Here is a 12,369-nt window from a genome sequence, read left to right on the forward strand (position 1 = left end):
AATTAAGATTCGGACAGGGCGCTCACAACGCGCTCTAGCAGCGGCAGCATCAACTCGCGTTCCTCAGCGGACAGTGGCGAGAGCAGCGCTTGCATATTCACAATGTCGTGCGCATGGATTTTGGCCCGCATCTCGGCGCCTTTATCGGTCAGGTGCAATGTCTTTATGCGGCCGCCAGCGGGATCTGGGCGTTTTTCGAGCAGCCCCGCTTTATCAATACGCTCCAGTGCAGATTGTACTGATGTTCGAGCAATTCCGAGCAATCGCGCGATGTCTTAACCACTGCAGCCATCAGTCTTTTCAATCAATCTGAGCACCGCGTAGTCGAGCGGATTGTACCGGAACGGACGCCCCCCTTCGCTGGGTTCTTGCAGCAAAAGCCGATCCAACAACGCCCCAATACTGGCGAGGAGTCGCTCAGCATCTTTTGGATCAATGGGATCAGCTGTGAGGTTAGTCATTTACGAAGCTCGTATATATGTATATACGTGATTCGTACATATACTTTTGGAGATCCCCCATGACTACAAAATCTGCACCCGCTCTCATCATTCTTCTGTCTTTGTCGATTGCCGCCTGTGCTGGCAACCCCACGCCGCCGATCGGCCCGCCTGCGCTCACCGAAGCGCCGCCACTCGAAGAGGGGTGGCATGCCGAGTTTGTTACGACTCAGGTGATTGATGCGCCTCTCGTGCCGCTTCAACAATGGATTGGCCGTTCCAACGAGTTGGTCGCTGCGATGGAAGAAACCGATGCCATCAAAAAACCGGTAGAGGTCAAAGTCGTCTCCGGCACGTGGCCCGAAACTGGCTCAGTCCGTTGGCTGCGTTTCAGCGATGGGCACTACACATATGAACGAGTGTTGGAGAACCGCTTGCCCGTTCACTTTCGCTATCAAGTTTGGGGCCTGACCAGCAGCGCGAGCGCGCACATCACTTACGCGCAAGGGCAACAGGATTGGCGTGTTCTCGAAGACGGGCGTTCCGAGTTTACATGGACGTATCGCCTGCGCCCTAACGGTATCATCAAGCGCCCGTTCGTTCAGGGATTTCTCGATAACGATATGAAACCGTTTATGGAGGGCGCCATCGGCCGGATGGCGACTAAGGCAGAGACTCAGTTCAGCGGCTGGCGTGAGCAGGGGTTAGAGCCAGTTCCGGGTGGATAGCGCTCTACCTATCCGCTTTCGGGATGACGAACTTTAGGCCGGACCACACTTCGTCGACAGCGCATTTCTTCGTGTCGACGAAGCCAGCGGCGAGGCCGATGCGCTGAACGGCGGCCTGATCAAGCGAGGTTTCATGGCCTGAGCCTTTCTTGGGCCAACTGACCCAGACTTGTCCGTCTTTGGCGAGGAGCGGTCGCAGCTCAGTTAGCTTGGTCGTGAGATCGCGTTCTTCGGTGACAAAGATATGCGCGGCGTTGAGACCTTCTCTAGGCGTGGCGACAAAGCGCAATTCAAGAGCATATTCATCGATCTCGTCGATGATATTTTCTGGCATGCCGTCGAACCAGCAGGTCTGGCCATCGCGCAGGTTGAGCTTCTTAGCGAGTGGCGTTCCGGAATATCCTGCGGTCATCGCGTCATCATAGCGCCATCATGTGGCAGTCACCATAGTCGACGGCGAGGTGCCACAAAGCGCCAATGGCGAAGGCGCGGGTCCACCAGCGTGGTATTGCCAGCATGAGGATATAGGCGAGGGCCGCTTCCCAGCCATGCAGGAGGTGGAACCCGATGGAGCAGCGATTTGGGTCGAAAATTGGGTCCGCCAGCAGATGGTCAAGGTCGATCAGATTAGCGCTTGCGATGACGAGCCCGGCGACTTTCCAGCGTTCGCGCCAGATGATTGCAGCTATAAAGAATGGGGCAAGCCAATGCCCGGAGTAGTGCAGAATGGGTTGGAGGAGGTCGATCACCACAACCGTTCGTCCTGAGCTTGTCGAAGGATGAACGGACTTTGTAAATGCCAAGCGTGCTTCGACAGGCTTAGCACGAGCGGAATCTCTTAAGCCTCCATCCAGTCGCGGAAGAAACTCTGATGCGCCTCGCGAAGGTCGGCGAGTGTGATATCAACAAAATTCACTGCACCCGGCCCGTCGCCGACCTGGAAGGTATCATCGTCCTCATAGAGATAACCGCACCAAGTCATTTGGAGACCTTGCGATGAAACATATTCCTTCAAGAGCTCTTCGTTCTCTTCTGGCAGCGCCACCAAGTATCGCCCTTGATCTTCGCCAAATAGCATGGTTGGCAAGGGTTTTTGGTCCGTGAAAGCGCCACAATAATTTAGCTGGGCGCCAAGATTTGATGTGAGCGCCATTTCGGCAAGAGCGACAAGAACGCCGCCGTCCGAGCAGTCGTGGACCGCTGAGAGCCATCCCTGGCTGATTGCATGTCTTATTGTTTCGCCAGTTGCTCTTTCTTTGGCCAAATCGATGGATGGCGGGCTTCCAGCTTCTTTGCCGAAAATCTCTCTTGCATAGAGGGATTGCCCGAGATCGGTTCCATAGCCGCCCAGAACCCATATGTTCTGATTTCCTTCTGAACCCATCGTCATCATCTTCGAATAATCATCGATAATGCCAACGCCGCCAATTGCGGGGGTGGGGAGGATTGCGCTGCCACCGCCGGTCGCTTTGCTCTCATTATACAGCGACACATTCCCGCTCACGATGGGGAAGTCGAGCGCGCGGCACGCATCGCCCATTCCCTCCAGAGCGTGGACAAACTGGCTCATGATTTCGGGCCGCTGAGGGTTCGCGAAGTTTAAGCAATTGGTCACCGCCAGCGGGCGCGCGCCAACCGCGCAAAGATTCCGATAGGCTTCGGCAATCGCTTGCTTCCCGCCTTCGTACGGGTCGGCATAGACATAGCGCGGCGTGCAATCAGTGGTAATCGCCAGCGCTTTGTTGGTGCCATGCACGCGCACAACGCCTGCATCGCCGCCAGTCTGCAGCGTGTCCGCGCCCACCTGACTATCATATTGTTCGGAAATCCAGCGACGGCTGGCGAGATTGGGTGATGCCATTAGCTTGAGCAGGTCCGCGCCGATATCGGTGCTCTCGGGCACATCTTCTAGCGGTTTGACCTGCGCCCACGCCTTGTATTCCTCTTTCGATAGATATGGCCGGTCATATTCCGGCGCATCGGCAGCGAGTGGTCCCAATGGAATGTCGCACACCACTTCGCCATCGAATTCCAGCACCATATGCTGCGTATCGGTGACTTCGCCAATGACTGCGAAATCCAGCTCCCACTTCTCGAAGATCGCCTGCGCCATCGCTTCTTTGCCGGGCTTCAGCACCATAAGCATCCGCTCCTGACTCTCAGAGAGCATCATTTCATACGGCGTCATGCCCTCTTCGCGGCAGGGCACCATATCCATATTGAGCCGGATGCCCGCCTTGCCATTGGTCGCCATTTCCACGCTGGAGGAGGTAAGGCCCGCCGCGCCCATATCCTGAATCGCGACGATGGCGTCGGTCGCCATCAGCTCCAGACATGCCTCGATCAGCAGCTTTTCTGTAAAGGGGTCGCCCACTTGAACGGTAGGGCGTTTCGCGTCCGCATCTTCTTCAAAATCCGCGCTGGCCATGGTCGCGCCGTGAATGCCGTCGCGCCCGGTTTTTGACCCGACATAGACGATGGGGTTGCCCACGCCGGTCGCGGCGGAATAAAATATTTTGTCCGCATCCGCGACGCCAACGGTCATCGCATTGACCAGAATATTGCCGTCATAGGCCGGGTGGAAATTGGTCTCACCGCATACGGTCGGCACGCCCACGCAATTCCCATATCCGCCGATACCTGCAACCACGCCTTTGACCAGATGCTGCATCTTGGGATGATCGGGCCGGCCAAAGCGCAGCGCATTGGCATTCGCCACGGGCCGCGCGCCCATCGTAAACACGTCGCGCAATATGCCGCCGACACCTGTTGCCGCGCCTTGGTACGGCTCGATATAGGATGGGTGGTTGTGGCTCTCCATCTTGAAGATCGCCGCTTGCGGTTTCCCGTCCGGACCGGGGCCAATGTCGATCACACCCGCATTTTCGCCAGGCCCGCAAATCACCCAAGGCGCCTCTGTGGGCAGCTTCTTTAGATGCAGGCGCGATGATTTATAGCTGCAATGCTCCGACCACATGACCGAGAAGATGCCAAGCTCAACCATATTGGGTTCGCGGCCCAAAGACTTGAGAACTTGCTCATATTCTTCAGGTGAGAAGCCGTGCTGTGTGACGACTTCGGGCGTGATCTCAGATGCGGGTGCGGAATCAGTGCTGCTCATAACTCGCGCGTGTAGCGAGCGCGGGGCCGCTTCACCAGTCCCGCTCGCGCCTATGCTTGCGGTTATTCCCCACCCAAAAGGCGAATGCGGTTGCAATGCCGAATGCAAGGAGAGCTTGGAAGTAAAGGCCAAGGCTGACTTGCTGCGGCACAGGGCCAAACCAATTGACCGCTTGGAAGATCAGTAAGACGCCCAGCAATATATATGGCGGCAAAACTGGTCCGCGCGTGCGGCGCACATACCAAATGAATGCGCCGATGGTGATCCCCAGCTCCAGCGGCATAGCAATAAAGGGATAATTCCACAGGCCGAGGCCAAGAAACGGCTCGCTACCTGCAATCGTCAGATCCGGCCGGTGCGTTAGATAATCGAGCACCCAATGCGAGGCAACGACCAGGCCTGCCAGCACGCCTGCGGCTAGCTCACGATATCTGAACCACATAAACACCGCGAAGCCCACCGCCCAAACCGCAGTCCCCAACAGGCTGTGTGTATATGGCATGTGGTAGAGGTCGAGCGGGACCATCACGGTGGCATTGGGGTCAATCCGCATCTTTTCTATGCCCACAGCAGCAAAGGCGAAGAACGCCCAGTCGACCAATTGCGCAGCGATAAAGAGCGCGCCCAGCTTGGGCGCTTTGGGGCTGACGGCAGCTGCGGCAAAGGCTGGCGCGAAGTGGCCGATAAACATGCAGCTAACTCTCCATTTGATTCATTGCGGTTTCACCAGTGTAAGCCTGAGCGAATTTGGGTGTCTTTGTGCGAGCCGTCTTGACCGCGAGACGCGGCACGGTCAATGCTTCTAAGCATGGACGAGGGACAACAACGCAGCGAGGCATCAAACATCGCCGAGATGAATTTTGAAGACGCTTTGCGCGCGCTCGAAAGCGTGGTGCGCCGGCTGGAAAGCGGCGAAGTTCCGCTGGATGAGAGCATTGACCTTTACGAGCAAGGCGAGAAGCTGCGCGCGCATTGCCAGTCTCGGCTCGATGCAGCCCAGGCTAGAATTGAGAAGATAGTCGCAGACGGTGAGGGGAAACCCACCGGCACCGCTCCGTTTGAGACGGAGAGCTGAGCCCAGTGAGCGCCGAAGCCGTATCAAATGCACTGCTCGCACCCGCCTTTGCGCAGGTGCAGGAGGAGGTGGATAGCGCGTTCGATGCGTTTCTGACTGTTCCGACTGACAGCCGCAAGCGCCTGATCGACGCGATGCGCTATGCGGTGATTGGTGGGGGCAAGCGCGTTCGCCCGCTCTTGCTCGTTTCGGTCGCGAAACTGCACGGTGTTGATCGCAGCGCAGCGATCAATGCGGCCTGCGCGGTAGAGGCAATCCATGCCTATTCGCTGATCCATGATGATCTGCCCTGCATGGATGATGATGAGCTGCGCCATGGCAAGCCGACGGTGCACAAGGCTTTCGATGAAGCGACAGCGGTTTTGGCGGGCGACTCCCTCCATGCTCTGGCGTTCGATATTCTATCGCGTTCTGCCACCAGCCCTGACCCATTCGTTCGCTCAGAGCTGATCTCGACTTTGGCCAAAGCGAGCGGTCATGAGGGGATGGCGGCGGGTCAAGTGATGGATATGGCCGCTGATGATGAGCACTATGATCTGCATGCGGTAACCAGGCTCCAGCAGCTCAAAACGGGCGCGTTACTCGCAGCCAGTGTCGAGATGGGAGCGATCCTTGGCAAAGTACCGCCTGAGGGAAGGGCGCATTTGCGCGCTTATGCCCGCGACATTGGTCTTGCCTTTCAGATCGCCGATGATCTGCTCGATGTAGAGGGCGATGAGGCAAAGGCTGGCAAGGCGCTGCGCAAGGACGAGGAGCAGGGCAAGGCGACCTTTGTGACACTCATGGGCGTTGATAAGGCCCGCGCTCAGGCTCGCATGTTGGTCGAGCAAGCGGCTGGGCATTTGGCAAGCTATGGGAAGGATGCGCAATTGCTAAACGAGCTGGCGCGCTTCATCGTTGAGAGAGACAGATAATGAGCGGTTCCAAGCCCGAGCGTGTCGGCATTTACCCCGGCACATTTGATCCCATAACGCTGGGCCATGCGGATATCATCCGCCGCGGCAGCAAGCTCGTCGACCGGCTTATTATCGGGGTAACGACCAATCCATCGAAAAATCCGATGTTCTCAACCGAAGAACGTCTCGCCATGGTTGAACGTGAGGTAGCGGGGCTGGGCCTCAACAACGTCGATGTGGTTGGCTTTAACGCATTGCTGGTGAAGTTTGCGCGCAAACAAAAGGCTAGCGTGCTGGTGCGCGGCCTGCGCGCGGTGGCTGACTTTGAGTATGAGTACCAGATGGCCGGTATGAACCAGCAGCTTGATCCTGATATCGAAACGGTTTTCCTGATGGCAGATGTGTCACTTCAACCGATTGCCTCCAAGCTCGTGAAAGAGATTGCTCTGTTCGGCGGGGATATTACGCCCTTTGTAAGCGATACTGTGCGCAAAGATGTGGTCGCCCGCGTGGCGGAAAAGGGTCAGCTCGGGGACTATTGACCACGCGCAGAGCACGGTGGACACCTCAAAGCTATTCATTGAAGTGACAGCCACTGCGGGCTAAATCGCCCACAACAACGCCCGATCTTCATTATTAAATGGAATCTTGATGCTTAAGACTTCACGCTTGGTGGCATTGGTCACCGCACTGACAATGTTTCCCATCTCCGCGCAGGCGCAGGATGCGGAAGCGGCATCCGCGGCTGAGGTTGAGGATACGCGTCAGGTATACACTCCCGTCAATTTCAATGCTGAGGAAGAGCCGGAAAATGTCCTTCTGCTCGACCTCTCTAACGGCGAGCGCGTGGCGATCAGGCTGATGCCAGAATGGGCACCGGCGCATGTCGAGCGCGTCAAAACGCTGACCCGTCAGGGCTTTTATGATGGGGTGATTTTTCACCGCGTGATTGACGGTTTCATGGCGCAAACTGGCGATCCAACAGGCACGGGCACGGGCGGGTCTGAACTCCCTGATCTAGAGGAAGAGTTTAACCCTCAACCGCATTTGCGCGGCACGGTATCGATGGCGCGTGCAGCCGATGAAAATAGCGCGAACAGCCAGTTCTTCATCGTCTTCTATCCGCGGTTTAGCCTCGATAAACGCTACACCAATTTTGGCCGGGTGATCTATAACATCGCCGCGGTTGACGCAATCACTCGGGGCGAACCGCCGACGAACCCCACCCGCGTTTTGCAGGCCTCTTTAGCGAGCGATAACAAGGCTCAGGTGACTTCGGTGCAGCCAGTGCCTGAGGAAACAATTACAGTAGACGATCTCAACGCACCGCTCGAGAGCTAAACCTCTCCCATAGTGCGCTGCCTTCTGGTAGGCGGCCGCGCATGAAAGTAGATCTCTTCGATTTTGAGCTGCCGCAAGAACGGATTGCGCTGCGTCCGGTGCGCCCGCGAGATGCAGCGCGTATGCTGCTGGTTCAAGGTGCCGCGCCATTAGAAGATCGGGGTGTACGCGACTTGCCGCAGATCCTGCGACGCGGCGATGTGCTGGTTTTCAACGACACGCGCGTCATTCCGGCTCAGCTTGAGGGGCGCAAAGCGGGTGGTGAAGCTAAGATCGGTGCGACTCTGCACAAGCGGATCGACCTGCGCCGCTGGCAGGCGTTCGTGCGCAATGCCAAGCGGCTGCGCATGGGCGATCAGGTCGTTTTTGGCGGCGGTGTCACTGCTTTGGTCGAAGAACGTCTCCAGGATGGCAGCCTGATCTTAGCCTTTGAGGGCGAGGAACCAGTTGAAGGGCTGCTGGACCGTGCGGGAACCATGCCTTTGCCGCCGTATATAGCGGGCAAGCGCGCCACGGATGAGCAGGACCGCGAGGATTATCAAACCATGTTTGCCAGCGAGGATGGTGCGGTCGCGGCCCCTACCGCCTCGCTGCATTTTACTGATGAACTTGTCGCGGCTCTCGATGAGGCAGGCGTCAAACGCGAGATCATCACGCTGCATGTCGGGGCGGGGACGTTCCTGCCGGTTAAGGCGGATGATACTGAGGATCATCAGATGCACTCTGAATGGGGGCGCATCACCGCCGATGTGGCCGAGCGGCTAAACGCCGCGCGGGCTGCGGGAGGGCGGATCATCGCGGTCGGCACCACTAGCCTGCGTACATTGGAAAGCGCGGCTGATGAAGACGGCGTGATCCATCCCTTCGCTGCCGATACCGACATTTTCATCACGCCTGGTTACACATTCCGTGCGATCGATGGCCTGATGACCAATTTTCACCTGCCCAAATCCACGCTGTTCATGCTGGTCAGCGCTCTCATGGGCCGCGAGCGGATGCAGGCGGCCTATGCACATGCGATTGCGCAGGAATATCGGTTTTACTCTTATGGTGACTCCTCGCTGTTGCTGCCGTAGTCGGAGCATATGAGCGAACCCATTCTCGAGCTTAGCGGCCTCAGCAAAGTCTATTCTGGCGGCGTAAAAGCGCTCGATGACGTTGATCTCATCATAAAACGCGGCGAGATTTTTGCCCTGCTTGGGCCGAATGGTGCGGGCAAGACAACCCTTATTGGCGCAGTATGCGGGCTGGTGCGAACCAGCGGCGGTACTATCCGCGCATTCGGACACGATATGGCGACCGATTGGCGCAAGGCGCGCGCTCGGATCGGCCTCGTCCCGCAAGAGCTGAGCACCGATATGTTCGAGCCGGTAATCCGCTCGGTCGCCTATTCACGCGGTCTGTTTGGGCTTTCGCCTGATGCTGCGCGGATCGAAGAAATTCTGCGCTCGCTATCGCTCTGGGACAAGCGCGATAGCAAGATTATGGAGCTGTCCGGCGGGATGAAGCGCCGCGTGCTGATAGCCAAGGCGCTGGCCCATGAGCCCGATTTGCTGTTCCTCGATGAACCAACAGCCGGCGTTGATGTCGAACTGCGTAAAGACATGTGGGGGCTGATCGGAGAGATGCAGACGCGCGGTGTCACCATCATCCTGACGACGCACTACATCGAAGAAGCCGAGGAGATGGCGGACCGCGTGGGCATCATTCGCGGCGGAAAGATCCTTATGGTGGACGATAAGGCAGCGATGATGGCGCGGCTTGGGCGGACAGAGGCGCATATTACTTTGTCACAGCCGCTTGCCGCTATCCCGCACGCGCTTACGCCTTTCCCAATTGAGCTGGAGGAGGGCGGATTAGGCCTAGTTTATCGCGGCGGAGATGGCGCTGGCAAAGGCAAAGCCGAGGTCGCAGAATTGACCAAAGCGCTTATCTCGGCGGGGGTTGATTACACCGGCATAGATCAGCACGAGAGCAGCCTTGAGGATATCTTCGTCCAACTTGTCGGAGAGCAAGAAGGGGAGGCTGCATGAACTGGCGCTCTACCTGGTCGATTTATACCCGCGAGCTGTGGCGTTTCCTGCGTACTGCGTTTCAGTCTTTGCTGGCGCCAGTGCTGACCACCTCGCTCTATTTCGTGGTCTTCGGCACGGTGATCGGCGCGCGGATGGAGCCGGTTGATGGAGTGACCTATGGCGCTTTCATCATCCCCGGCCTGCTCATGCTGACCTTGCTGGGTGAGACCACCAGCAACTCGAGTTTCGGTATCTATATGCCGCGCTTTACCGGCACGATTTATGAGCTGCTGTCCGCGCCCGTAGGTGTGGCCGAAACGCTTATCGGATTTGTCGGTGCGGCGGCGACCAAGAGCCTGATCCTCGCCGCCATCATCCTCGTCACTGCGCGGCTGTTCGTGGATTACACCATCGCTTATCCGGTGCTGGCGGTGCTCTATATCATGCTGGTTGCAGCCAGTTTCTCGTTATTCGGCTTTATCCTTGGTGTGTGGGCGGACAGCTTCGAAAAGCTTGGGATTATCCCTGTATTGATCCTGACCCCGCTGACATTTCTGGGCGGCACATTCTATTCCATCAATGACCTTCCAGAGCCGTGGAACACTATCGCCTTGCTCAATCCGATAGCGTTCTTGGTGAGCGGCCTGCGCTGGACCTTTTACGGCACCTCAGACGTAGATATTCGCATATCACTCGGTCTGACGCTTGGGTTCTTGGCGCTGTGCGTGGCGATCATCGCATACATCTTCAAAACGGGCTGGCGGCTTAGGGAGTAGTATTGCGCGCCGTGACCCGCTAGCGAGACGCGCATGAGGGATCGTTTCACATTCAAGCTCGACGCAACCGATGGAGCTGCGCGGGCTGGGCAGATCACCATGCTGCGCGGCACGATACAGACACCAGCATTCATGCCGGTGGGCACCGCCGCAACTGTCAAAGCGATGAAGCCTGAGAGCGTGTGGGAAACCGGGGCGGACATCATTCTCGGCAATACCTATCACCTGATGCTGCGCCCCGGCGCAGAGCGGGTTGCGCGGCTTGGCGGGCTGCATAATTTCATGAATTGGCAAAAGCCGATCCTGACCGATTCTGGCGGATATCAGGTGATGAGCCTGTCTGACCTCAACAAGCTGACTGAGGAAGGCGTGGAGTTTCGTAGCCATCTGGATGGCTCGAAACATATGCTCACCCCGGAGCGTTCCATGGAGATCCAGCGTTTGCTTGGCTCCGACATTGTAATGGCCTTTGACGAATGCCCTCGCGCCGATCAACCGCGTGACAAGATTGCTGAGAGCATGGAGCTTTCAATGCGCTGGGCGAAGCGCAGCCGCGAAGGCTTCGATGCGGGCGGCGAACATGCTGAGCGTGCGGCGCTCTTTGGCATTCAGCAGGGTGCTCTCGACGAAGAACTGCGCAAGATTAGCGCAGAGAAGCTGATCGACATTGGCTTTGATGGTTATGCGGTGGGCGGTCTTGCTGTGGGGGAGGGGCAAGAGGCGATGTTTGCCACGCTCGATTTCGCGCCAGGGCAATTGCCAGAGGATAAGCCGCGTTATCTGATGGGCGTGGGCAAGCCGGATGATCTGGTCGGCGCGGTCGAACGCGGGATCGACATGTTTGATTGCGTGCTCCCCAGCCGCTCTGGCCGCAACGGTCAGGCGTTTACGTGGAATGGTCCGCTGAACCTGCGCAATGCGCGCTTTGCTGAGGATACCGATCCGCTGGATAACCGCTGTACTTGCAAGACCTGCGGCACATACACACGCGCCTATCTGCATCATCTAGTGAAGTCGGGCGAAATCCTCGGCGCGATGCTGATGACCGAACACAATATCGCCTTTTATCAGCAACTGATGCAGGCAATGCGCGCCGCCATCCGAAAAGGTGAGTTTGCGGATTTTGCGAGAGATTTTCGCCGGGGTTACTTGCGTCAAAGCTGAAGCTCGGTAAGCTCTGTGCATGAATAGTAAGAGCAAGCCAGTAGTAGAGCCAAAGCCTATAGTAGTCCCGGCGAAGTGGGGTTTGCCCTATGCTGAGGAACCGACTCAGCCTGAACAGAGTTATATCATCGCGATTGCCGTTGTTACGATCTTGGCTTGGCAAACCGATATCGGCACGCTTGCCTTGATGCCTTTTACGATGCTGGCGACCTGGTATCACGAGATGGGTCATGGGCTTGCTGCGATCTTTCTTGGCGCACACTTTGAACAGCTTGTCATAAATGCCGACGGATCGGGCTATGCGCAGTTTTCCGGCGCTGATAATTTGTGGGGCTTGGAGCGTGCGCTGGTTGCGGCAGCAGGATTTTTTGGCTCAACAGCCGCAGGCTGCGCGTTGATCATCGCGTCCCGCCGAAAACTTGCGACACAATTGGCCCTGGCGGGATTGGGGGCGGCTCTTTTGATCACAACGTTGATTTGGGTGAGGTCGCTGACCGGTTGGATTATTTTGCCAGCTTTCGGAATAGCCGCAATCTGGATTGCTTTTTCCCGGCGCCGCAAACTCCAGCGCTTTGCCGTTGAGTTTCTGGGCGTGCAGGGCGCGATTAGCGTATGGCAAGATCTAGACTACATGTTCAGTGACAGTGCAGCACACGCCGGGTCGGACACCGGTAAGATCGCAGACGTTCTGTTGTTGCCACATTGGTTTTGGGGTGGTGCGATTTCTATCGGCGTTATCGCTTTGGTATGGTGGTCGCTGAACTATTCCAGCAAGATTGACGCCTAGAACACAAACAAAAAAAGGCGGTCCCG

General features: G+C 57.2%; 16 protein-coding genes. 10 read left to right on the forward strand and 6 right to left on the reverse strand.

Annotated features, from left to right (window positions below; all coding sequences use genetic code 11):
- Positions 1 to 2: 2 nt before the first annotated feature.
- Both ACFCXQ_RS10100 and ACFCXQ_RS10105 read right to left on the reverse strand, forming a co-directional pair.
- Positions 3 to 263: a MarR family winged helix-turn-helix transcriptional regulator gene (locus ACFCXQ_RS10100; RefSeq protein ID WP_379550224.1), complete on the reverse strand. Its 261-nt coding sequence runs from the start codon at positions 261 to 263 to the stop codon at positions 3 to 5.
- Between the two features lie 12 nt (positions 264 to 275).
- Positions 276 to 461, reverse strand: a complete 186-nt coding sequence (locus ACFCXQ_RS10105) for a hypothetical protein (protein WP_379550226.1) — start codon at positions 459 to 461, stop codon at positions 276 to 278.
- 59 nt (positions 462 to 520) lie between these two features.
- On the opposite strand from ACFCXQ_RS10105, the gene ACFCXQ_RS10110 reads away from it, so the two are divergent.
- A complete protein-coding gene (locus ACFCXQ_RS10110) occupies positions 521 to 1,168 on the forward strand; it encodes a hypothetical protein (RefSeq protein WP_379550228.1) in 648 nt (215 codons plus the stop codon).
- Between the two features lie 4 nt (positions 1,169 to 1,172).
- On the opposite strand, the gene ACFCXQ_RS10115 is transcribed toward ACFCXQ_RS10110, so the two are convergent.
- The 4 genes from ACFCXQ_RS10115 to ACFCXQ_RS10130 form a co-directional block, all read right to left on the reverse strand.
- On the reverse strand, positions 1,173 to 1,580 hold the full coding sequence (locus tag ACFCXQ_RS10115; RefSeq protein ID WP_379550230.1) for a DUF3052 family protein: 408 nt from the start codon (positions 1,578 to 1,580) through the stop codon (positions 1,173 to 1,175).
- A gap of 7 nt (positions 1,581 to 1,587) precedes the next feature.
- A complete protein-coding gene (locus tag ACFCXQ_RS10120) occupies positions 1,588 to 1,920 on the reverse strand; it encodes a DUF6122 family protein (protein ID WP_379554626.1) in 333 nt (110 codons plus the stop codon).
- An 86-nt stretch (positions 1,921 to 2,006) separates the two neighbouring features.
- Positions 2,007 to 4,289: a phosphoribosylformylglycinamidine synthase subunit PurL gene (purL, locus tag ACFCXQ_RS10125; RefSeq protein ID WP_379550232.1), complete on the reverse strand. Its 2,283-nt coding sequence runs from the start codon at positions 4,287 to 4,289 to the stop codon at positions 2,007 to 2,009.
- A 31-nt stretch (positions 4,290 to 4,320) separates the two neighbouring features.
- Positions 4,321 to 4,980 (reverse strand): hypothetical protein, encoded by a 660-nt coding sequence (locus tag ACFCXQ_RS10130; protein WP_379550233.1) that lies wholly within the window; start codon positions 4,978 to 4,980, stop codon positions 4,321 to 4,323.
- A gap of 117 nt (positions 4,981 to 5,097) precedes the next feature.
- Between ACFCXQ_RS10130 and ACFCXQ_RS10135 the strand changes: the two genes are divergently transcribed.
- From ACFCXQ_RS10135 to ACFCXQ_RS10175, 9 genes are all read left to right on the forward strand, one after another.
- A complete protein-coding gene (locus tag ACFCXQ_RS10135; protein WP_379550235.1) occupies positions 5,098 to 5,364 on the forward strand; it encodes an exodeoxyribonuclease VII small subunit in 267 nt (88 codons plus the stop codon).
- A gap of 5 nt (positions 5,365 to 5,369) precedes the next feature.
- Positions 5,370 to 6,278, forward strand: a complete 909-nt coding sequence (locus tag ACFCXQ_RS10140; RefSeq protein ID WP_379550237.1) for a polyprenyl synthetase family protein — start codon at positions 5,370 to 5,372, stop codon at positions 6,276 to 6,278.
- The gene (gene coaD, locus ACFCXQ_RS10145) at positions 6,278 to 6,802 is read left to right on the forward strand and encodes a pantetheine-phosphate adenylyltransferase (protein ID WP_379550239.1); all 525 of its coding nucleotides are present in this window, start codon (positions 6,278 to 6,280) and stop codon (positions 6,800 to 6,802) included. Before ACFCXQ_RS10140 ends, coaD begins: the two co-directional genes overlap by 1 nt.
- 109 nt (positions 6,803 to 6,911) lie before the next feature.
- Positions 6,912 to 7,601 (forward strand): peptidylprolyl isomerase, encoded by a 690-nt coding sequence (locus ACFCXQ_RS10150; RefSeq protein ID WP_379550240.1) that lies wholly within the window; start codon positions 6,912 to 6,914, stop codon positions 7,599 to 7,601.
- A gap of 41 nt (positions 7,602 to 7,642) precedes the next feature.
- Positions 7,643 to 8,677, forward strand: a complete 1,035-nt coding sequence (queA, locus tag ACFCXQ_RS10155) for a tRNA preQ1(34) S-adenosylmethionine ribosyltransferase-isomerase QueA (protein ID WP_379550242.1) — start codon at positions 7,643 to 7,645, stop codon at positions 8,675 to 8,677.
- 9 nt (positions 8,678 to 8,686) lie between these two features.
- Entirely contained in the window at positions 8,687 to 9,634 is a 948-nt protein-coding gene (locus ACFCXQ_RS10160; protein WP_379550244.1) for an ABC transporter ATP-binding protein, read from the forward strand.
- Positions 9,631 to 10,392, forward strand: a complete 762-nt coding sequence (locus tag ACFCXQ_RS10165; protein ID WP_379550245.1) for an ABC transporter permease — start codon at positions 9,631 to 9,633, stop codon at positions 10,390 to 10,392. Before ACFCXQ_RS10160 ends, ACFCXQ_RS10165 begins: the two co-directional genes overlap by 4 nt.
- A gap of 33 nt (positions 10,393 to 10,425) precedes the next feature.
- A complete protein-coding gene (gene tgt / locus ACFCXQ_RS10170) occupies positions 10,426 to 11,556 on the forward strand; it encodes a tRNA guanosine(34) transglycosylase Tgt (protein ID WP_379550247.1) in 1,131 nt (376 codons plus the stop codon).
- A gap of 19 nt (positions 11,557 to 11,575) precedes the next feature.
- Complete coding sequence (locus ACFCXQ_RS10175; protein ID WP_379550249.1) at positions 11,576 to 12,343, forward strand: M50 family metallopeptidase; 768 nt, start codon at positions 11,576 to 11,578, stop codon at positions 12,341 to 12,343.
- The last annotated feature ends 26 nt before the right edge of the window (positions 12,344 to 12,369 follow it).

This window comes from Qipengyuania rhodophyticola, assembly GCF_042493225.1.
Taxonomy (GTDB): Bacteria; Pseudomonadota; Alphaproteobacteria; order Sphingomonadales; family Sphingomonadaceae; genus Erythrobacter.

Excerpts from the sequence above, each read along its gene's own strand:
- ACFCXQ_RS10105 (WP_379550226.1), bottom strand. The coding sequence starts at position 461 with ATGACTAACCTCACAGCTGATCCCATTGATCCAAAAGATGCTGAGCGA.
- ACFCXQ_RS10110 (WP_379550228.1), top strand. The coding sequence starts at position 521 with ATGACTACAAAATCTGCACCCGCTCTCATCATTCTTCTGTCTTTGTCG.
- ACFCXQ_RS10115 (WP_379550230.1), bottom strand. The coding sequence starts at position 1,580 with ATGACCGCAGGATATTCCGGAACGCCACTCGCTAAGAAGCTCAACCTG.
- purL (WP_379550232.1), bottom strand. The coding sequence starts at position 4,289 with ATGAGCAGCACTGATTCCGCACCCGCATCTGAGATCACGCCCGAAGTC.
- ACFCXQ_RS10130 (WP_379550233.1), bottom strand. The coding sequence starts at position 4,980 with ATGTTTATCGGCCACTTCGCGCCAGCCTTTGCCGCAGCTGCCGTCAGC.
- ACFCXQ_RS10135 (WP_379550235.1), top strand. The coding sequence starts at position 5,098 with ATGGACGAGGGACAACAACGCAGCGAGGCATCAAACATCGCCGAGATG.
- coaD (WP_379550239.1), top strand. The coding sequence starts at position 6,278 with ATGAGCGGTTCCAAGCCCGAGCGTGTCGGCATTTACCCCGGCACATTT.
- ACFCXQ_RS10150 (WP_379550240.1), top strand. The coding sequence starts at position 6,912 with ATGCTTAAGACTTCACGCTTGGTGGCATTGGTCACCGCACTGACAATG.
- queA (WP_379550242.1), top strand. The coding sequence starts at position 7,643 with ATGAAAGTAGATCTCTTCGATTTTGAGCTGCCGCAAGAACGGATTGCG.
- ACFCXQ_RS10160 (WP_379550244.1), top strand. The coding sequence starts at position 8,687 with ATGAGCGAACCCATTCTCGAGCTTAGCGGCCTCAGCAAAGTCTATTCT.
- ACFCXQ_RS10165 (WP_379550245.1), top strand. The coding sequence starts at position 9,631 with ATGAACTGGCGCTCTACCTGGTCGATTTATACCCGCGAGCTGTGGCGT.
- tgt (WP_379550247.1), top strand. The coding sequence starts at position 10,426 with ATGAGGGATCGTTTCACATTCAAGCTCGACGCAACCGATGGAGCTGCG.
- ACFCXQ_RS10175 (WP_379550249.1), top strand. The coding sequence starts at position 11,576 with ATGAATAGTAAGAGCAAGCCAGTAGTAGAGCCAAAGCCTATAGTAGTC.